This is a genomic window from Pseudomonas sp. SDO55104_S430, from assembly GCF_054070595.1.
In genome coordinates this window covers 38,846-59,908 of sequence record NZ_JBSVXG010000014.1, presented here as the reverse complement: position 1 = coordinate 59,908, position 21,063 = coordinate 38,846, and the positions used below count along the sequence as shown (strand labels likewise).

Genomic DNA, 21,063 nt, shown 5'->3' with positions numbered 1-21,063 from the left:
TCGCGTTTCCCTGTAGGAGCTGCCGCAGGCTGCGATCTTTTGCTTTTATTTCTCCCAATCGGCCTTGGCGATATGCAAACCATGCAGCCCGTTATACGCCGCCCGCTCCGGCTGGCTCCACCCCTCCAGCAACGAATCCTCCAGACGATAAATCTCCACCCCCAACGGGCGACACACGCTCAACGGATCCTGCGCGTCCGGCCCCCACATGGCCAACGACAAATCACCACCCGGACAGGTCGATAACGCGCACAGCAGATCGATCTCAGCGAAGAACTCCAGGTAGTCGCCCTTCTGCGCCGGACAGGCCTTCATGAAGTACATGTCATCGTGATTCAGGCCCGTGCACTGGAAAATGTTCAATACGTCATGCACATCGAACTCGGTCAGGCCGAAAGGCAGTACCGCACGGGTCAGATTGGAATGGCAGTGGTGATGGAAATCCTCGCCGGTGAGCATTTTGTTCACATAGGGGTCGCAGCGGGTGCCGAGCAAATCGTGCAGACGACCGCCATGTTCATCGATGCCATAACCGGAGAGGCTGTCGTCGGTGATGGTTACCAAAGGACGTAAAAACGGCAGGTTCGACCAGAGCCGGTCATGGGTGCTGACGTGCGCGCCTTGCAGTTGACGAGTGCGCGAAGCCCACAGACGTTCACGCGGATCGTGGGCGTTCCACACGTTGAAATCCCCCACCTGCGGGCCAACCGGAGTGGTGACCCTAAAGACATGACCGGCGGGCACCTTCCACGCGCGACCAGTACGGATCGGCACTTCGAACGACTCGATCAGCGTGCGCCCGTCCTTGGCGTCGCGCACCCGTTCATAGAAGGCCTTGTTCACCTGCAAGGCCGAACCTTTGCTGACTTGATAGGCCGCTGGATAGTCTTTGTACATGGCGCGATTCCTCGTTCAGTGACGCGAAGTGGAGGCAAGCATTTGCAACAACAGATGTTCGGAGTCGTCGAGATAAAGGCTCAGCGCTTCTTCGGCCCCGTGTTTGTCGCCCTCGACCAGCAGTTCATGGATCCGCCGATCACGCGCCATCCAGGGCGACTGAAAACGCGCTTCATCAGGCGCCATGCAGAACACCAGACGCAATTGCGCGACGACATTGGTAAAGAACTCATCGAACAACGGACTGTGCATCAGCCCGACGATGTGTTGATGAAAGGCCAGGCTGTGGGTGCCGACGGCACGCCAGTCCTCGCGCTCCCGGGCCAGCTCCGTAGCTTCGAGGGCTTCCTGCATACGGTCGGATTGATAGTCGCGCAGCGGGCGACTGGTATGGATGGCCTGCAACTCCAGCGTGCGTCGGACCTTGAACAGATCCCGTACATCATCAGGACCCAGGCGGCGCACCATCACGCCCTTGTTGCGCACGTAAAGGGCCAAGCCCTCCTGGCCCAGCCGATGCAAGGCTTCACGGATGGTATTGCGCGAGGTGTTGTAGGCGGACACCAGATCGTTTTCGACTAGCGCCATGCCCGGTAGCAAGCGCCCGCCGATTATGTCGGCACGCAATTCCAAAGTAATGTGATCGGCCAGTGACAGTCCGCTGTTCATACTCATCGCCTCAAGGATTGTTCAACAATCATCTGCCAATGAATAATCACTATTCGTGCCACTAATGCGGGCGTTTAATACAAGTTCGACGCATCTGTGTGCTTTTCAGAAGTAGAAGTACAGTCACCATCCAATTTTCATTGGTTACTATGGCGCATTGATGCTGGAGAAATCAGATGCGTTACTCGCAGGACCACAAAGCCCAGACCCACCAACGCATCATCAAGGAAGCATCGGAGCGCTTTCGCCGTGACGGCATCAGCGCGACCGGCCTGCAACCTCTGATGAAGGCGCTGGGCTTGACTCACGGTGGCTTTTACTCGCACTTCAAGTCCAAGGACGAATTGGTGGAAAAGGCGCTGCATGAAGCAGGCGAACAAGTGGATGGACTATGCGCACAACTCTTTGCCGAGGAACATCCGCTCGAAGCATTCATCGACACCTATCTTTCCGAGTGGCACCAGACTTCGCCACACGAAGGCTGCCCGCTGGTGACCATTTCCTCCGAACTGGGCCTGCGCGGCCATCCGAGCCCAACCAGCGATGTGATATTGAAGGCGCGACTCGATCAGATCGAGAGCAACCTTGAAGGCCAAAACGCCGACGAGCGCAGCATCGTCATGATGGCTGCACTCGCCGGCGCTTTGCTTTTGTCACGCAGTGTTGCCGACGCCGAATTTGCTCAACGCATCCTCGACGTCACCCGCGAACACCTCAAAAAGAACCTCGGTTAACGTTCCCAGCGCTTGAACAGCACGCTGGCGTTGACGCCACCAAACCCGAAGCCATTGGATAACGCGTATTCAATGGGCATCGGCCTGGCCTGACCGTGAACGATATCCACACCTTCGGCGGCTGGGTCAGGGTTGTTGAAGTTGAGCGTTGCGGGAACGACCTGATCACGGATTGCCAACAGGGTGAAAATCGCTTCGATCCCCCCTGCCGCACCGAGCAAGTGGCCGGTGGCGGATTTGGTCGAAGTCACCGCGATCTTGTTGTCTGCGCCGAACAGCGATTTGATCGCCGCCAGTTCTCCCAAGTCCCCAACCGGGGTTGATGTGGCGTGGGCATTGAGATGCTGGACCTGTTGCGGTGTAACACCCGCCTGAGCCAAAGCCAGCGACATTGCGCGGCGCGCACCACTGCCATCCTCGGGGCCGGCGGTCAGGTGATAGGCGTCGGCGCTGGTGCCGTAACCGACAATCTCTGCAATGGGCTTGGCACCGCGGGCCAGGGCATGTTCCAGGGATTCGATCACCAGCAGACCGGCGCCCTCGCCCATGACAAAACCGTCGCGGTCGCGGTCGAAAGGGCGTGAAGCGCGTTCAGGGGTGTCGTTGTAAGCGCTGGACAATGCGCGAGCCGCGGCGAACCCGGCGAGACTGACTCGATCGATCGCAGCCTCCGCGCCACCGCATATCGCGATGTCCGCTTCGCCTGAGCGAATCAGCCGAGCAGCGTCACCAATCGCCTGGACCCCGGCGGCACAGGCTGTCACGGGTGCGCCCAACGGGCCCTTGAAACCGTGCTGAATCGACACATGCCCGGCCGCCAGATTGACCAGGAAAGACGGGATGGTGAACGGTGATAAACGTCGTGGGCCCCGAGTATCGGTGGTCCGCACCGCATCGGCGATCGCCCCGAAACCACCGACGCCGGAACCGATGATGGTCGCGGTGCGCTCCTGGGTGTCGGTGGTCTGCGCTTGCCAACCAGCCTGCTCCAGTGCCTGACGGGCCGCCTCCATCGCAAACATAATGAAGCGGTCCATCTTCTTCTGTTCTTTCGGGGGCGTTGCCCGGTCCGGGTCGAATCCAGCTTCGGGATCTTCAACAATAGTCGGCACTGCACCACCGACTTTGGCCGGCAGATCGGCCACTACATCGTCCGGCAGATTCTTTATGCCGGAGCGCCCGGCCAGCAGGCGCGTCCAGACCGCTTCAACACCACTACCCAAGGGAGACACAAGGCCCATGCCCGTAACGACTACTCGACGATCACTCATCCCGCATCACCTCTTGTCGGCTTTTGTCACGCTTCATTTATAACGCGTCGCTGCTTTGCTTTTGGAAAGGTTCGGCGCCATCACATGACGCGCCGCAACGAAGGCCTCCCAGTCAGCGGCATCCGGAAGCGAAGGAATCGTCACCAACTCCCCCTGATCCAGCCCCGACAGCGCCGCGTCGACCATCTCCCCAGCTTCCATGACCATGTCCGCCGGAATCTGTGAAGCATCGATACCGGAGCGCTCCCAGATCTCGGTACGTGTTACGCCTGGCAACACAGCCTGGACCTTGACGCCGGTGCCCTGCAGTTCAGCATTCAGCGATTGGCTCAGGCTCAGAACGTATGCCTTGCTGGCACTGTAGGTGGCGTTGAAGCGCTCAGGAAACAGCGCCACCACAGAGCCAATATTGATGATCGTTCCTCTGCCTGCCTTGGCAAAACCGGCCGCTGCAGCAGAAGCCAGGCGCGTGACTGCGGTGATGTTCAGCTGAATCATTCGCTCCAGCTGATCGGTGTCTGCATTGGCCAGTAACCCATCTGCCGCCATACCGGCGTTATTCACCAGCAGACTAATGCTCGAGTCCGTGCGCAGGCGTTGTTCAAGTTTGAGCACGTCGTCTTTTTGCGTGAGGTCCGCTTTGAGCACCTCGACCTGGACGCCGTGTTCGGTGTGCAGCTTGCTCGCTGCCTCGTCCAACCGTTGTTGATCGCGAGCGACCAGCAACAGATTAAAACCACGGGAGGCAAGGCGCTGTGCGTAAACCGCGCCGATACCGGAAGAAGCGCCGGTGACGAGGGCTGTACCTTGGGACTTGGCGGGATTCATGGGTGTGCTCCTGGGGAGTGCTTTAAGGGAAACCAAACGCTTGGAATTCAACGCGTCGGGACGAATGACCTATTGATTATATACATAATTTAATTTGAATATGATAGCCGTAATTTTGAATTTCCAGACAGGAGGCTTCTGTCTTAGCGTCCGCTAATATGCAAAAAGGCCGGTCAATGACCGGCCCCTTGGCGTTGAACAGAAAGCTTAGTTCACTTCCAGCTTCTCGCGGTTGCGATCCAGAATCGCCTTGCCGATGCCCTTCACTTCCAGCAATTCCTCCACGGATGCGAAAGGTCCATTGATGTCACGATACGCAACAATCGCATTGGCCTTCGCTTCGCCGACACCCGCGAGCTCACGTTGCAGCGTGGGTGCATCAGCACCGTTGAGATCAATTTTTCCGGTCTGAGCCTTCGGCGCCATTTCCTGGCTCATCGGCGCGCTGACAGCTTCTGGTTTCACCGCGGGTGCCGCGATTGCGGCAGTAGAGAGACTGGTGAGCAGGGCAAATACCAAGGAAGAGAGATAGCCTTTACGCATAGTTGAAGCTCCATGACATCGTTTGAGGAAGCAGCTTTCCGAAGCTGCCTCCCAAACTTAGGCGATGCCTGAAGCCTGTCAAAAGTGTGTACGTTACGGGATATGAAACAATCAGGGTTCGAGACGACGCTGCTGATAGATCCAGTCAACGATATCGCCGTCAGGGGTGTAGCCACTGACAGTTTCACGCAGGAGCTGGCGAACGCGGGTGTAATCATCCTCATCAACGGCAACCAGCAGCTCCCGCAAACGCCCCTTGAGAACATCCCAGGGCAGATGATCTTCGTTGGCGCTCATGATCATTGGATGCTGAGTTGCCGATACGTTGTCGCCAATCAGCAATTCCTCGTAAAGCTTTTCGCCAGGTCGAAGGCCCGTGAATTCGATCGAGATGTCGCCCTGCAGATTTTTCTCCGAGCGCACGCTCAAGCCGGACAGGTGAATCATCTTTTCAGCCAACTCTACGATCTTCACCGGCTCGCCCATATCGAGCACGAAAACGTCGCCACCCTGCCCCATGGAACCAGCCTGGATCACCAACTGCGCCGCTTCAGGAATGGTCATGAAGTAACGAGTGATCTTCGGATGAGTCACGGTCAGTGGCCCACCGGACTTGATCTGGCTATGGAACAGCGGAATCACCGAACCAGAAGATCCCAATACATTGCCAAAACGAACCATGGTGAATCGGGTTTTGTTAACCCGGGACACATTGGCCTTATCCCCGAACAGTACTGGAGCGATCTCTCGACTCAAGGCTTGCAACGTCAACTCAGCCAAGCGCTTGGTGCTGCCCATCACATTTGTGGGGCGAACTGCCTTATCCGTGGAGATCAGCACGAAGTTCGAGACACCAGACTGCAATGCAGCCTGTGCAGTGTTAAGCGTGCCGATGACATTGTTCAACACGCCCTCGGCGATATTGTGCTCAACCATCGGCACGTGTTTATAGGCCGCGGCGTGATAAACGGTGTCCACTCCCCAGGTCTTCATGACATCCAGCAGTTTGTCCTGGTGACGGATGGAGCCCAGAATCGGCAGCAATTGAACAGGAACCGACTGGCGACTGGCGCGCTGCTCCAGCTCCGCCAAAATGCTGTAGAGGTTGAACTCACTGTGATCGAAGAGCAAAAGCGTGGTCGGGCCAAGCGCAAAGATCTGCCGGCACAGCTCTGCGCCGATCGAACCACCAGCCCCGGTCACCATGACTGCCTTACCCTTGATGCAGCGCTCGAGCAGATCTGGCTGGGCTGGTACGGAATCTCGACCAAGCAAGTCGGCGATATCCACTTCCTGGATGTCTTCGACTTTCACCCGGCCACTGGCGAGGTCCGCGAAGTTGGGCACACTTCGGATGTGCAACGGAAATCCCTCCAGGAAAGTCAGAATTTCCCGACGCCGCGCGCGGGTTGAGGACGGCAACGCGAGGAGAATCTCCTGGGCCCCGGTTTCATCGATCATCTGCTGAATGTGCTTGGGCTTGTAGACCTGCAAGCCGGCAATGGCTCGATCCGCAATACCGGAGTCATCATCAATGAACGCTACCGGACGCATGACTCGCCCCATCCGCAGCGCTGCGACCAGCTGGTTGCCTGCCACGCCCGCGCCGTATATCGCGACCTTGGTCAGCCCGTCATCCCGATTGACAAAGGGTACATGCTGCACCGAGTTGAACCAGTCACCCATGAAGTACTGGCGCATACAGAGACGTAGCCCTCCAACAATGACAAGGCTCAACCACCAATAGTTGAAAATTATCGAACGAGGAATGACCGCTTCGTGATTGCTGTACCAGTACACCACAAGTGCCAGAATCAATGACGAAAGACTGACCGCCTTGATGATTGCAAGCAAAGCATCATTGCCGAAATAGCGCATTACGGCGCGGTACATACCGAAACGAATGAACAATGGAATCGCAATTAGAGGCGCGCAAGCGAACAGCCAAGAATGAACACGCAACGGGTTATACATGTCATCGATGCCCAAACGGACGATGAATGCCAACCAAAGTGCCAGCCAGACAAGCATGCAGTCAGTCGCCACTTGCAGTAACCGCTTTTGTCGGCGGGGCAAACTCAGTAAAAAAATCCTAAATTTATCCATAAATCCAGTCGCTCTATCAACTATGTCTAATCGCAAATCTGTGCGCTATTGTACGTAAATGGAAACACAGAGCATCTTGAAATATAGCAAAATATCTCCGCAAGCCATTATCATTCGCAACCGGACACCTTTTTTTGCGGTGAGGAAACCTTAATCTGTCAATGGTACTCGTATTCAGGACGCCTATTGAATACGGGGGGCCGGGATGGCGCTCGCCCGTGGAAGCCCGCCTGGTGAATTTGCACGTTGCACACTGCCATTACTGTTTCATCAATGTAACGCCGCCCACTGCGCTCCAACGCGAGTCCAGAGCCAGCCCTATACCTGCCTGCCTTACTGGATGAAGAGAAAGCGCCAATTCCGCGCCAAGACTGGCACGGGAGTGCTTACCAGCCGGCACCAACGTTGGAATACGTAGATTACAGGGTGAAATAGCATGCCCTAATACGATACCATGCGCGGCGTGATCGAGACGCTGAGCTGTCAACGCAGGCAACACAGATCAAGGAGCCTTCCGTCCAAATTTGAGGCGAAATTCATGGATTAATTCCGGTAAACTCATCGGGCGACGCCCTAGCTTACCGAAAAAAGGACAATTGCTCCTTAATATAAAAATTGAACGTCAACAGGCCACCTGCACAAGAAGGCGAGTCAAACCACTGATGCAAAATTATTCAGCAAACCCAGTAGAAATGGTTGCCAGTTTCTGGCGTAACAAACGTTTGATAATACAGTTGAGTAAACGTGAAGTCCTGGGACGCTATCGTGGCTCGACATTGGGTTTGTCGTGGTCTTTTTTCAACCCGATCTTGATGTTAATTATATATACATTCGTTTTTTCAGTTGTTTTCAAAGCACGCTGGGGTGTTTCAAACGAAGAAAGCAAGACCGACTTCGCAATCATTCTTTTTGTCGGACTTCTGATCCATGGCCTGTTCGCGGAATGCATCAACCGCGCGCCTGCCCTCATAACATCTAATGTAAGCTACGTGAAAAAAGTTGTTTTCCCGCTTGAAATACTTTCTTGGGTGACATTCCTATCGGCACTTTTTCATGCTGTTATCAGCCTGAGTGTTCTGTTGCTGGCTCAAATCATCATCAATCACTCCATTCCATGGACAGCATTATTGCTTCCATTCGTCATGCTTCCGCTGTTTCTTGGCATTATGGGCATGAGCTGGACGTTCGCCTCGCTGGGCGTATATATGCGCGACATCGGCCAGATTACGGCAATGTTCACCACTGTGATGCTCTTTATGTCCGCCGTGTTCTTCCCAATAACTGCTTTGCCGGAAAAATATCAATTCTGGATCAGGATCAATCCACTGGCCTATATCATCGAACAAAGTCGAAATATTCTGATTTTCGGCCAAATTCCTGACCTCACGACCTGGTGCATCATGCTTGCTTTTGGGATCGTCGTAGCTTGTTGTGGCTTTGCTTGGTTCCAAAAGACTCGCAAGGGGTTTGCCGATGTACTCTGAGCCGGCTATCACCGTCGAAAACCTAAGCAAATGCTACGAAATCTATGACAAGCCACACAAACGGCTTTTACAAATGCTGTTTCGCGACAAGCGTAAATATTTCAGCGAATTCTGGGCTTTGAAAAGTGCTTCGTTCGAAGTCAACGCTGGTGAAACTGTAGGTATTATAGGCAGCAACGGGTCGGGAAAATCGACCCTGCTGCAAATGCTGTGCGGCACGTTGAATCCGAGCTCCGGCAAAATCAGTGTGCGCGGTCGTATCGCCGCGCTTTTGGAGCTTGGAGCCGGTTTTAACCCAGAGTTCACTGGCAAGGAAAATGTCTATCTGAACGCGGCGATTCTGGGTTTGTCGCTTGATGAGATCAACGGAAGATATTCCGAGATCGAAGCTTTCGCGGAAATCGGCGAGTTCATTAATCAGCCAGTCAAAACCTACTCTTCGGGCATGTACGTGCGCTTGGCATTTTCCGTGGCTGTTCATACTCAACCAAGTATTTTGGTGGTTGATGAAGCCCTATCGGTAGGTGACGCACGCTTTCAGGCTAAGTGTCTGGACCGTATCAAGCAGATGAAAGACTCGGGCGTCAGCATCCTGTTCGTATCCCACGATGTGGCGGCAGTTCGTACCCTCTGCGACCGAGCATTGTGGCTGGACAAGGGCATCGTTCGCGCGATCGGTGATGTTTTCCCAGTCACCGCCCAGTACACGGAATACCTGTTCGATGGCGCTCGCGAAAATACGCCGGACTTTTCGTCACCCGATGCCACGGTACAACCCCGTCATGTGGAGCAACCCATCAATCATTGGGGATCGCACACCGGTGTGATCGAAAGTGCTGGCATCTACGATGACTATGGGGTCCGCAAGAGTCTGTACATCGGTCACGAAAAAATGATCGTCAAGATCAGGTTTAGCACGCGCGCCTTAAAATCGACTGAAGGTCTGTCCGTATCGTTTTCGTTCAAGAATCTTGCGGGCAACGACCTTATCGTTGGCAGTACTTGGAATGAAAAACTGACATTTGATCACGACGACGGTGCAGGGCAGGAAGTACTTTTCGAGGTGGAAAATTTCTTGTGCTCCGGCGATTACCTATTGGTGGCTGCCGTTGAAAACAGAACTTCAGCAGCTATTCACTACTATGAATACGTGGAAGGGGCGCAGTATTTTTCTTCGTCGTTTATAAGCAACGCATCGGGGCTGTTCGTTCCGAGAATTTCCATGGCTATCGAAAACAATACAGTGAGTAAAGGAGCACTTACACCATGAAAAACCCGAAAGACGATTCAATTGAAACTGGTGAAGTCAACTCCAAAACTTACTGGGACCATCGCTTTGCTAACGACTGGGAAGAAAACTTCGGCCGTGAACAAAGCATCTTTTTCAGTGAAGTGGCTGCTAACAATTTCCCGTCCTGGCTCCTCACACAAATCAAGGATCAAAACCTGACAATGTGCGATTGGGGTTGCGCGCAGGGCGACGGAACGCAGTACCTAGCCAAACGTCTAGAGTTGCCGAGCCTTGTTGGCGTGGACTTTTCATCCGAAGCCATCGAAAAAGCATCCGCCACCTTCCCGACCGTCAAATTTCTCTGTGAGAATTTTCTGGGCAACGGAAGCAGCAACACATGGGACGTCATATTTTCGTCCAATACGCTCGAACATTTCGCTACGCCGTGGGATGTGCTTAAGCAGGTCAGCGCCACGGCAGAGAAATTTATTGTGCTGCTTCTGCCGTTCAGAGAGCAGGAGTTGATCGATGAACACTTTTACTCATTCAACTACGAAAATATCCCGGCCAGCTTCGGCAAATGGGCGTTAACCCACAGCAGCATCATTGATACCTCGCAGGACGAACCAAACTATTGGCGTGGCGAGCAAATCCTGCTGGTGTATTCGAACTTGGACAATCACCAGGACACGCAACTGCATTTGCGCGACCTCCATATCGAAAATGACAACTTAGAATGGGTAAAGTTGAAGGAACGTGCGATGTTCGAGAAAATTCGTCGCAATCTGGAAGACCAACAGGCTGAACTGGTTGCAGCCCAAGCTGAGACGAAGGCTGCTCTGGAGGCTAGCGAAGCGGCGAATCAGGCGACCGTGGAAGCTCACAGGATTGTTTTCGAACAGCTCAAACGCGTTGAAGCGCAGTACACTCAGATGATCGACAGTCATTCTTGGAAACTGACCAAGCCATTGCGGTTGGCCCTGCGAATGGCCCGCCATGGGTTTTCGACAGCGGAGACGCGCGCATTGAAATACCAGTTGCGCCGCATCTATCACAAGCTCCCCTTGCCAGCTGCGTTCAGAAAAGCCATACGGCAATCCTACTCGACATTAGTCGAAGCGCCGATGTCTGTCATGAAGAACCAACTGCTTAATGGGAGCTCCTTCAACCTCCCGATGATGCGCCCAGCAGAGCAGCAGCAAGGTATTGCCGACTACATTTTCTGGGGTGTCATTGATTGGCATTTCCGTCACCAGCGGCCGCAACAACTCGCGCAGGCATTGGCCAGTACAGGTCGGCGAGTGTTCTATGTATCCGTCAATCTGATTGACGACCCGCGCCCAGGCTTCGAAGTCGAGCAGTTGGACGAGCACGGTCGCTTGTTTCAGATCAACTTGTACGCCAAAGGTGCCCCGATAATCTATTCCTCCGCGCCGGGTTTCGACATTGCCGAGCAACTAAAAGGTTCAATCGGCCATGTTCTGGATTGGACTGCAAGCCGTCAGATTGTTTCCATGGTTCAACATCCATTCTGGTATGAGACCTGCTCCATGTTGCCGGACAGCGAAGTGGTGTATGACTGTATGGATCACCACGAGGGATTCGGCGACGTTTCCGAAGACGTGCTAGCGATCGAGCGCGCACTTATGCGCAATGCCGACATCACAATCACTACATCCACTTGGCTGGATGACATCGTATCGCAGCACACTCAAAACCGGATCTTGATTCGCAATGCGGGCGAGTTCGAACACTTTGCTACGCGTCCGGCTGATGTGTATGTCGATCCTAAGCAACGCAAGATCATTGGCTACTACGGCGCCATCGCCGGATGGTTCGATCTGGAGCTGATAGAAAATGTTGCCAAGGCCTTCCCTCAGCATTGTCTTCTGATGATCGGTGCCGACACCGTCGACGCCCGCGGAAAGCTGGCGCATCTGAGCAACGTCACGTTCACCGGTGAAATGCCTTACAGCGAGCTACCGAAGTATCTGCATGCCTTCGACGTCTGCCTGTTGCCATTCCAGGTGATTCCACTGACCCTCGCCACAAACCCGGTCAAGGTCTATGAATACCTCAGTGCAGGTAAACCGGTGGTGTCCGTCGACTTGCCTGAAATCAAACAATTCGAAAACCTCGTGCACGCGGCGCCGACTTCGGAAGACTTCATCCGAGCGGTCAGCGAGGAACTGGATGCGCCCGATGCGATCGCCCGCATTCCAGCCCGCCAGGCGTTCGCCAGAAACCAGACGTGGAGTCATCGCGCCGAGCAGATGATCCAGCGGATCGAAAACCACCGAAGCGTGCCACGAGTAAGTGTCATCGTGGTGACCTACAACAACATCGAACTGACCAAGGCTTGCTTGGCAAGCCTTGATGCGAATACCAACCACGAAAACCTGGAAATCATTGTTGTCGACAATGCCTCCGTGGATGGCACGCCAACTCTGCTCAATGAGTGGGTCACAGAAGGCAAGAACCGTAGAATCATCCTCAACGAAGACAACCGTGGCTTCGCCGCCGGCAACAATCAGGGCCTAGCCATTGCCGATGGTAAATACCTGGTTCTGCTCAACAACGATACGTTTGTCACACCAGGCTGGATTCGTACGCTTTATCGCCATTTGGAACGCAACAAATCGATCGGAATCATCGGGCCGGTGACCAACAACATTGGTAACGAAGCCAAGATCCAGATCAGCTATCAGAATATGAATGAAATGCTCGTGGAAGCGGCGAAGTACACCCACAGCCACATCGGCAAGTTGCAGAACATCCAGACAGCTGCGTTTTTCTGCGTCATGTTTTCCCGCGAAGTTTATGAAGCGGTGGGGCCGCTGGACGAAGCCTTCGGCCGCGGTTTTTTCGAAGATGATGACTACTGCCGTCGCGTAGAGCAATTGGGTAGGACCATCTGCTGCGCAGAAGACGTATTCATCCATCATCACCTGTCGGCTTCGTTCAACAAGCTTCGAAGTGCTGATCGCCAGGCACTGTTCGAGCAGAACAAGGCGACCTATGAGGCCAAGTGGGGGACTTGGACTCCACACAATTATAAAAACGAAGAAAAGAAATGAGCGGCCCCATGAACTCCACGCCACCACCGTTCTTATCAAAGCATTCGAACATCCTGTCGTTTGCACTGATTTCGGCTGTCTTTTATTTGATGGCCTACTACTCAGTCTCGGACTTCCTGCCAACCTCCATCCCGGTCCACCATGACGACTACACCAATTATTCGTCTGCCGCCGGCGGCTTGGGTTTGTCTTGGATTCGCCCACTGTCAACCTGGTTGATCTTCCTGCTTTCCTCGCTTGGGCCGGATTATCTGATTTGGGCGGTCCGGATTTTAACCGCAACCTATGTATTTCTGTGCTGGAAGATCCTGATCGAAGTCGTACAACCGCGTCAATTCTGGATCACTCTGGTCTTGTTCGTCATCGCTTCCCTCTCCACGCCGATCATTGCCGAATACGCCCGATACACGGGCATGGTGACGCACATGATGTCGGGGTGCTTGGGCCTCGCATCTGTTTACTTTCTGTTCAAAGACGATCGCGAAATCAGTGACACTTGGCTGTATGTATCTTTGATGATGTTGCTGCTGTCCACGTTGGCCAAGGAGGACTTCATTCTGTTCTACCTATTCTCCTTTGCCTATGTCCTGATCAAGTCGGAGAAACCGGTCAAGAAACGGATACTGACCGGCCTGACCGGCCTGGCGGCGTCGCTGCTGATGGTAGCCGGGGCGAAGTTTCTCGCTGCATCCAGCTTCCTGGGTGCCAGCGATGCGCAATCCTCGTACTTCATCGACATCTCCGTGACCGGCGTTGCGAATACCGTGTGGCGCTACCTGACCGGAGCCGGACATCCGACAATGCTTGTGCACGGCAAAATCATCGCTGCATCGATAGTCTTTTCTGCGGTTATGGTGCTAGTTGTCCTGATACGCGACAGGAAAATACCCAAGACTCTTTACTTCGTCGGTGCGGTGCTGACTCTGATCGCTCCGTATTCGGTACTACCGAACCACGTCAACGCATATTACGAACTGATATGGCTGCCATTCATCGTTGGTTCAGTGTACGTGGCATTGGCTGAGCTGCTGAAAACTGAAGCACCGTCACCGCTCCGCGCCTATCTGGTCTGTGCATTAATGGGCGCGCTTGCCGCGCCTCTGTATATCGTGGATACACCGGGACGTACCAGCGTTGCTCACTGGTACGATATCGTCGGCTCCGACAACGCCAAGGTCTTCAAACAACTGGAAGACAACAAGGACGCCATCAACGCCGCTTCTTCTGTCTGCGTTTACGGCGCCAACTCGTTCTCTCCGTGGTATATGCATAGCGGTCAGTATCTAGAAACCGTAATGAGCCTTCACACAGTCTGGAACATTGTCATGGACAAGAATAATCCCCTCTATCCTGGCATCCAGCAGGGTGCTGCCTCTTCCAAGGGGCGAATGGTCGTTACCGACACCCCCGAAGCGCAAGCAGGCTGCCTGAAACTGATAATCGCAGGGGCTCACTAATGCGTACACTTGCGGATACTTTTATTGGCAAAAGCAACAACCTGACCTTTATTCGCCTGCTCGCTGCGCTGGCGGTCATCTATGGCCACACAACGGCAATTGTGCCGGGAGCAACGCCAGATTGGATCGTAGTGACAACGGGGTATGCGTTCGCTGGCGGTGTTGCTGTTGACCTGTTTTTCCTGATCAGTGGTTTTCTGGTGACTGCCAGCATTCTGAACAGCGGGGTACAGAATTATGTTGTCTCCCGAGTATTAAGAATCTATCCGGCTCTGTGGGTGAATCTGATCCTGGTCACCTTTGTTCTGGGCGGCATCGTCACCACGTTGCCGCTAACTGAGTATCTTTTGAGTCCGCAAACCTGGGCCTATTTCAAAGGGTTGGCGCTGACTTACCAGGGCGCCTTCTTCCTTCCTGGAGTGTTTACACAAAATCCGAATCAGGCTGTCAACGGTTCAATCTGGTCTGTTGTCATCGAGGTTTGGCTGTATGTCGCAGTGCTGGTGGCTTACCTGCTCGGGATCATGCGCAGTCGCGCGCTCTTCAATTGCCTGTTTTTCGTAATGATCGTCGCCATCTGGTCTGACAAATCCTGGCTACCGGCCCCTCTGCAGGGCACAACAATGCTGCACGTCATCCTGTTTTTTTATATTGGCTCATTCTTGTACATCAACCGGGACAGCGTGCCTGTAAGCCCCTACTTTCTACTGATGGCCCTGTTTTTAGCGGGTATCACGCTGAACACCGATCGCTTCCCGTTCGGCTACGTACTGCTGCTCGTCACCTTCTTCTGCTCCGTGAGCTTCTTCAAGCAATTCGCCTGGATGGACAAATGGGGCGATTATTCCTATGGCGTTTATCTTTATGGCTGGCCAGCACAACAATTGACCGCGTGGGCTTTTCCTCACTTTACGGGCGTGCAGAATTGCGTGACTTCCATGGCCTTAGCGTTGGCTTGTGGCATTGTTTCGTGGCACCTGATAGAGAAGCGGGCTCTCCGCCTGAAAAAACATTTCTTTAAAAAAACCAATTTTTCTGCAACCGATTCCAGCTTGAGCACCCAAGGAGCATCGATATGATCCCCCTCTTTTCAGACGTGGCAATGAACAAGAACCTTGATTTCCTTGGCGCGATCAAGAAAGTTCTCGACCGGAATTGGTATGTCCTGGGTGAAGAGGTAACAGGATTTGAGGCGGAGTTTGCTCAGTACGTGGGCGCTCGTCACTGTGTGTCCATGGCTAACGGTACCGACGCCATTGAAATTGCACTGCGCAGCATGGGAATAGAACGTGGCGACCTCGTCGTAACCGTCGCCAACGCCGGTTTCTATAGCAGTACAGCTATTCATGGAATTGGCGCAACGCCGCTGTATGTCGACATTGATGAGGTCACCATGACAATGTCACCACAAGCCTTGGCCAAGGCTCTGGAGCTGAAACCCAAGTGCGTGATCGTCACGCACCTCTACGGTCAACTGGCAAATATCGAAGAATTGCTGACCCTGACCCATGCCGCTGGCATCAAGCTGATCGAGGACTGCGCCCAATCCCATGGTGCCAAACGTGATGGTCGTCAGGCGGGCAGCTTCGGCGATGCGGCCTGCTTCAGCTTCTATCCGACTAAGAATCTCGGCGCCATGGGTGATGGCGGTGCGGTAGTGACCAGCGACGAGAAAATCGCCGCACAACTCAAGACCCTTCGCCAGTATGGCTGGTCGTCCAAGTATCACGTCGGTCATATAGGTGGTAAAAACAGCCGCCTGGATGAAATTCAGGCATCGATCCTACGGGTCAAACTGCCGCAGCTTGAAAGCTGGAATGAGTCTCGCCGTAGCATCGCGACTCGCTACAATGCAGCTTTTTCAGGTCTGGGCTTCAAGGGGCTGCCATCGGTCGATGACTCCTATGCCGCGCATTTGTATGTGGCGCGCATCGAGAATCGTGACGCCTTCCGTAACTTCCTCAAGTCTCACGGCGTGACCACGGACGTTCACTATCCAGTTCCAGATCACCAGCAAGCCGCCTACACCGAGCCTTGCATCGCCGGCTCCCTCGAGGTGACCGAGCGTTCCTGTAAGGATCTGGTGACCTTGCCTTGCTTCCCTGGCATGACGGATGAACAGGTAGCAACCGTGATTGTCGCCGTTCAGAAATACTTCGGATAAGGAGCGCCATCGTTTGCTAACGTTAGTCATCCCTGTCTACAAAAATGAAGGCTCATTGCCAGACTTGTTAGTCGCCATCGATGGACTGAATAGCAAGCTGGCAGGCGATTTCGAAGCTGTATTTGTGATCGATGGCAGCCCTGACCGTTGCTACGAAATCTTGCGCGATGAATTGCCCAAACAGCACTTCGAGTCGCGATTAGTGCTGCTGTCGCGCAACTTCGGCTCGTTCCCGGCCATTCGGGTGGGTCTTGAAGCCGGTCGAGGGGATCGTTTTGCGGTCATGGCCGCCGACCTGCAGGAACCGCCCGAACTGGCGCTCGAGATGAACACGCAACTGCTGACTGGGCAGTACGACGTCGTGCTCGGTGTACGCGAGGGACGCGACGATCCGTTGTTATCGCGCATCGCCTCCAAGACGTTCTGGAACCTGTACCGTCGCTACGTGGTGCCAGAGATTCCGGAAGGCGGCGTGGATGTGTTCGGTTGCAACAAGGCCTTTCGCGATACGCTGCTAACTCTGGATGAACGACACAGCTCGTTGATCGCGCAGATTTTCTGGCTGGGCTATCGCCGCAAAACCATTTCCTACAATCGCCTGAAACGCGAGCATGGCAAGTCGGCATGGACGTTCTCCAAAAAGGTGAACTACATGATGGACAGCATCTTCGCTTTCACGGATCTGCCCATCCGCCTGCTTACCCGACTGGGGGGCGTGACCACCTTGCTCGCGGCGGGCTTCGGTATCGTCGTCACCATTGCGCGCTTGCTGGGGCTGATCTCGGTTTCGGGCTATGCAATGACCATCAATGCCATCGTCTTCCTTGGGGCTGCCAACCTGCTGGGCCTGGGCATCGTGGGTTCGTACGCATGGCGTACCTATGAAAACACCAAGGCACGGCCACTAGCCATCCCGATGAGGACCGAGAGTTTTAATCATGACAAATGAAAATGCTGAATTCTTCGTTCACCCGAACGGATTGTGCGAATCGCCTCACATCGGCAAAGACACCAAGATCTGGGCCTTCGCGCACGTGCTGCCTGAAGCGCGCATGGGGGCAGAATGCAATATCTGCGACAACGTCTTCATCGAAAACGATGTGGTCATCGGCGATCGCGTCACGATCAAGTGCGGAGTACAAGTGTGGGACGGCATAAATATCGAGAATGATGTGTTCATTGGCCCCAATGCCACGTTCACCAATGACCGGATGCCGCGCAGCAAGCAGTACCCGGACGAGTTCCTGCGCACCGTGGTGAAAGCTCGGGCGAGTATCGGTGCCAACGCAACCATTCTTCCGGGTTTGACCATCGGAGAAAACGCCATGGTCGGTGCTGGCGCGGTCGTGACCCGGTCGGTTCCACCGTTTGCTATCGTGGTCGGCAACCCGGCCAAAATCATTGGCTATGCCGACGCTTTAGATAACTCCAGCGAAAGCATGAAAGTCAGTGCTTCATCGAAACCAGCTGTAACTGGAACTAATGTTGCTGGCGTGACCCTACATACATTTAAAGCCGTTCCCGATTTGAGGGGTAGTCTGTCAGTAGGTGAGTTCGAGCGGGAAATCCCATTCACACCGAAACGCTACTTTCTCGTCTACGACGTACCTACCGCCGACACCCGCGGCGAGCACGCACACCATCAGTGCCACCAGTTTTTGATTGCGGCCCGAGGCAGCATCCGTGTGGTCGTAGACGATGGCAAGACGCGCGAAGAAATCACCTTGGATAAGCCCAATATGGGCCTTTACCTGCCACCAATGACTTGGGGCATCCAGTACAAGTACTCGCAGGACGCCATGCTGTTGGTTTTCGCATCCGACTATTACGACTCTGCCGACTATATTCGCGATTACAGCGAATTCGTCGGCCTGATCAAATCCCAGCAGGCCTGACTGGATGTCGAAACAGAAAAAACTCACTGACCTGATCAAGTTTGTAATCGGCGGCGGCATCAACACTGCCTTTACCTTCGCGTTGTACTACGTCCTGCAGATCGTGCTGCCCTATCAGGTGGCTTATGCCCTTGCATTCGCTACAGGTATCGTTTTTTCGTACTGGTTCAACGCCACGATTGTGTTCAGAACGCCCGTCAGCTGGAAAGGCTTTTTTGCCTTTCCGTTGGTGTACCTGGCGCAATATCTGTTGTCAGCAGTGCTGCTGAGTGTCTTCGTCGAGCGCTTTGGCATCCCCCAAGGTGTCGCACCACTGGTCGTCATTGTAGTGACCATCCCTGTTACTTTCGTATTGACCCGCTGGTTTCTGCATCGCACCTGATCCAGCTGTCAATTCGCTCCAATTTGCAAAGGAAAGACCCGATGAAAATCATTTGCACGGTCGGCACCCGCCCAGAAGCCATCAAAATGGCCCCAGTCATTCTGGCGCTCAAACAGGAACCGTGGGCAGAAGTCCGCGTTCTGGCGACCGCCCAGCATCGACAAATGCTGGATCAGGTAATGGACTTCTTCGACATCCGCCCGGATATCGATCTGAACATCATGAAACCCAATCAGAACCTGACAGAGCTGACTGCACGACTATTGCTGGAGCTGGACAAAGTACTCCTGGAAGAAAAACCCGACGTCGTACTTGCTCAAGGCGACACCACCACGGTGTTCGCCATGGCGCTGGCATGCTTCTATCATAAGATTCCGTTCGGTCACGTTGAAGCCGGTCTACGTACCTGGGATATGCAAAACCCGTTCCCGGAGGAAGCCAACCGCGTATTGGCTGGCAGCCTGACACACTGGCACTTTGCTCCGACCGAAAGCTCGAAGGCAAATCTTTTGAAAGAAGGGTTTGCGGAAAAAGACATCACGGTAACTGGCAACACTGTTATCGATGCCTTGCTGATGACAGCCGCAAAGGAGCTAACCTTAGACATTGAGCTTGACGACAGCAAACGCCTGATCCTGGTGACTTCGCACCGCCGCGAGAATTTCGGCGCTCCCTTCGAAGAAATCTGCCACGCGCTCAAAACCCTGGCCGAACGCAATGACGATGTACAAATCCTTTATCCGGTGCATCCGAATCCGAACGTCAAGGACACGGCTTATAAGGTGCTGGGTAACATTCCCAACATCATTCTGTGCGATCCGCTCGATTACGCCCCATTCATCGCTGCAATGAAAAAGGCTTACCTGATCATCAGTGACTCCGGTGGCGTACAAGAAGAAGCGCCAGCACTGGCGATTCCGGTACTGGTTCTGCGCGACGAAACCGAGCGTCCGGAAGCAGTAGAAATGGGTGTAGTCAAACTGGTTGGCCCTAACCGCGAGCGCATCCTCCTGGAAGCACAAACGCTACTGGACAGCAAAGAGGCCTATAAGGCAATGGCTCGCGGCGTTTCGCCTTATGGTGACGGCAAAGGTGCAGAACGCATTGTGGCGGTGCTCAAAGAGCATTGCGCTTAATGCGCCTCGTATATTTATCTCCGGTGCCTTGGGCAAGCTTTGCCCAGCGCCCCCAGAAGTTTGTTCGCTGGTTTCATGAAAAGACCAGCGGCGAAGTGCTGTGGCTCGAGCCGTACCCAAGCCGTTTTCCGTGCCTTGCCGATTTCAGCAAAATTGGCGTCAGTGACAAAACCGAAACCGATCCGCATGAGCCTTGGCTAACTGTGTTGAAACCAAAGGCTTTACCGATCGAGCCATTTCCCGCATCAGGTTTGATCAACGGTCGCCTCTATTGGTCGGAATTGCTAGATACAGTTACCCAATTCGCGAAATGCCAAGAAACCTTGCTCGTAATCGGCAAACCAACCGTCCTTGCATTGCAGGTACTTAAACGATTGGAGAAGTGTGATGCCGTTTACGACGCGATGGACGACTTCCCTACGTTCTTCAGCGGTCTTTCCCGCTCGGCAATGGCCCGTAGGGAATTGGCGATTGGTCGCAAAGTCAAAACGATCCTCGCCTCATCGACCCGGCTAAGGCAAAAATGGGAGCAACATAGTGCAAATGTCAGATTGGTACCCAATGGCCTGGATACTGCGCTGCTTCCCTCCACACGCCTCCAAATCAGCTCCAATGCTCCAAAGATCTTTGGTTATCTCGGGACCGTTGGCGCCTGGTTCGATTGGCAGTGGGTCATCCGGTTTGCGCAGTCACGTCCTGACGATCTGATTCACATCGTTGGTCCGATATTCAAACCGTATACGTCAAAACTACCGACAAACATCAAGGTGTTCCCTCCCTGCAGCCATAAGGATGCCTTGGTCAGGATGCTGTCATTTGACGTCGCGATTATTCCCTTCGTAAAAAACGAGTTGACCGCGTCGGTAGACCCTATCAAGTACTACGAGTACAAAGCTCTGGGTCTGCCAGTGATATCGACCCGTTTCGGCGAAATGTTTTATAGAGGGCATGAGGAAGGGATCTTTCTCTGCGATACCCAGATTGAAGTCAGGGAGGCCATCGGCAATGCTTTGAAATATCAAATGACATTGGCGCGCGCGGAAGAGTTCAAGGCAGCCAGTAGCTGGCGAACCCGATTTGACGCCTCAGATCTGATTTGAAACGACGTAACAACCGATAACCTGACGGTGGCAGCCCTCCCGTCAAGGTTCTTTAGTCGCTGCAAGGAAATTCGGTAGATGTCGCCCGG

Annotated in this window: 18 protein-coding genes; 12 read left to right on the top strand and 6 right to left on the bottom strand. The window is 54.0% G+C overall.

All coding sequences use genetic code 11. The features are described 5' to 3' along the window. Positions 1–45: 45 nt before the first annotated feature. Positions 46–897, bottom strand: coding sequence for an urea carboxylase-associated family protein (locus tag ACW9JE_RS04855; protein WP_457432123.1), 852 nt, complete (start codon positions 895–897; stop codon positions 46–48). Between the two features lie 15 nt (positions 898–912). Continuing rightward, a complete protein-coding gene (locus ACW9JE_RS04850) occupies positions 913–1,566 on the bottom strand; it encodes a GntR family transcriptional regulator (protein ID WP_457432122.1) in 654 nt (217 codons plus the stop codon). A 176-nt stretch (positions 1,567–1,742) separates the two neighbouring features. Between ACW9JE_RS04850 and ACW9JE_RS04845 the strand changes: the two genes are divergently transcribed. Beyond that, positions 1,743–2,300: a TetR/AcrR family transcriptional regulator gene (locus ACW9JE_RS04845; protein WP_457432121.1), complete on the top strand. Its 558-nt coding sequence runs from the start codon at positions 1,743–1,745 to the stop codon at positions 2,298–2,300. Here ACW9JE_RS04845 and fabF read toward each other — a convergent pair. The 4 genes from fabF to ACW9JE_RS04825 form a co-directional block, all read right to left on the bottom strand. Then, positions 2,297–3,571 carry a beta-ketoacyl-ACP synthase II gene (gene fabF, locus ACW9JE_RS04840; protein ID WP_457432120.1) on the bottom strand — a complete coding sequence of 425 codons (1,275 nt, stop codon included), beginning with the start codon at positions 3,569–3,571 and terminating at the stop codon, positions 2,297–2,299. The genes ACW9JE_RS04845 and fabF overlap by 4 nt on opposite strands. Positions 3,572–3,604: 33 nt before the next feature. Then, positions 3,605–4,399, bottom strand: a complete 795-nt coding sequence (locus ACW9JE_RS04835; protein ID WP_457432119.1) for an SDR family NAD(P)-dependent oxidoreductase — start codon at positions 4,397–4,399, stop codon at positions 3,605–3,607. 207 nt (positions 4,400–4,606) lie between these two features. Further along, entirely contained in the window at positions 4,607–4,942 is a 336-nt protein-coding gene (locus ACW9JE_RS04830; RefSeq protein ID WP_457432118.1) for a ComEA family DNA-binding protein, read from the bottom strand. 111 nt (positions 4,943–5,053) lie between these two features. Then, on the bottom strand, positions 5,054–7,048 hold the full coding sequence (locus ACW9JE_RS04825) for a polysaccharide biosynthesis protein (RefSeq protein ID WP_457432117.1): 1,995 nt from the start codon (positions 7,046–7,048) through the stop codon (positions 5,054–5,056). Positions 7,049–7,710: 662 nt separating this feature from the next. Between ACW9JE_RS04825 and ACW9JE_RS04820 the strand changes: the two genes are divergently transcribed. The 11 genes from ACW9JE_RS04820 to ACW9JE_RS04770 are packed head-to-tail and all read left to right on the top strand — an operon-like array spanning position 7,711 to position 20,974. Then, positions 7,711–8,532: an ABC transporter permease gene (locus ACW9JE_RS04820; protein WP_457432116.1), complete on the top strand. Its 822-nt coding sequence runs from the start codon at positions 7,711–7,713 to the stop codon at positions 8,530–8,532. After that, positions 8,522–9,802 carry an ABC transporter ATP-binding protein gene (locus tag ACW9JE_RS04815; protein WP_457432115.1) on the top strand — a complete coding sequence of 427 codons (1,281 nt, stop codon included), beginning with the start codon at positions 8,522–8,524 and terminating at the stop codon, positions 9,800–9,802. The genes ACW9JE_RS04820 and ACW9JE_RS04815 overlap by 11 nt, the downstream gene beginning before the upstream one ends. Then, complete coding sequence (locus ACW9JE_RS04810) at positions 9,799–12,840, top strand: glycosyltransferase (RefSeq protein WP_457432114.1); 3,042 nt, start codon at positions 9,799–9,801, stop codon at positions 12,838–12,840. Before ACW9JE_RS04815 ends, ACW9JE_RS04810 begins: the two co-directional genes overlap by 4 nt. 8 nt (positions 12,841–12,848) lie before the next feature. Further along, positions 12,849–14,297 carry a hypothetical protein gene (locus ACW9JE_RS04805; RefSeq protein ID WP_457432113.1) on the top strand — a complete coding sequence of 483 codons (1,449 nt, stop codon included), beginning with the start codon at positions 12,849–12,851 and terminating at the stop codon, positions 14,295–14,297. Then, positions 14,297–15,376 carry an acyltransferase family protein gene (locus tag ACW9JE_RS04800; protein WP_457432112.1) on the top strand — a complete coding sequence of 360 codons (1,080 nt, stop codon included), beginning with the start codon at positions 14,297–14,299 and terminating at the stop codon, positions 15,374–15,376. Before ACW9JE_RS04805 ends, ACW9JE_RS04800 begins: the two co-directional genes overlap by 1 nt. Next, positions 15,373–16,461 (top strand): DegT/DnrJ/EryC1/StrS family aminotransferase, encoded by a 1,089-nt coding sequence (locus ACW9JE_RS04795; RefSeq protein WP_457432111.1) that lies wholly within the window; start codon positions 15,373–15,375, stop codon positions 16,459–16,461. The genes ACW9JE_RS04800 and ACW9JE_RS04795 overlap by 4 nt, the downstream gene beginning before the upstream one ends. Before the next feature lie 13 nt (positions 16,462–16,474). Further along, positions 16,475–17,410: a glycosyltransferase family 2 protein gene (locus ACW9JE_RS04790; protein WP_457432110.1), complete on the top strand. Its 936-nt coding sequence runs from the start codon at positions 16,475–16,477 to the stop codon at positions 17,408–17,410. Continuing rightward, a complete protein-coding gene (locus ACW9JE_RS04785; RefSeq protein WP_457432109.1) occupies positions 17,400–18,356 on the top strand; it encodes a WxcM-like domain-containing protein in 957 nt (318 codons plus the stop codon). The genes ACW9JE_RS04790 and ACW9JE_RS04785 overlap by 11 nt, the downstream gene beginning before the upstream one ends. A gap of 4 nt (positions 18,357–18,360) precedes the next feature. Then, on the top strand, positions 18,361–18,738 hold the full coding sequence (locus ACW9JE_RS04780; protein WP_457432108.1) for a GtrA family protein: 378 nt from the start codon (positions 18,361–18,363) through the stop codon (positions 18,736–18,738). A gap of 41 nt (positions 18,739–18,779) precedes the next feature. Next, complete coding sequence (gene wecB / locus ACW9JE_RS04775) at positions 18,780–19,874, top strand: non-hydrolyzing UDP-N-acetylglucosamine 2-epimerase (RefSeq protein WP_457432107.1); 1,095 nt, start codon at positions 18,780–18,782, stop codon at positions 19,872–19,874. After that, positions 19,874–20,974, top strand: coding sequence for a glycosyl transferase (locus tag ACW9JE_RS04770; protein WP_457432106.1), 1,101 nt, complete (start codon positions 19,874–19,876; stop codon positions 20,972–20,974). Before wecB ends, ACW9JE_RS04770 begins: the two co-directional genes overlap by 1 nt. Positions 20,975–21,063 lie beyond the last annotated feature (89 nt).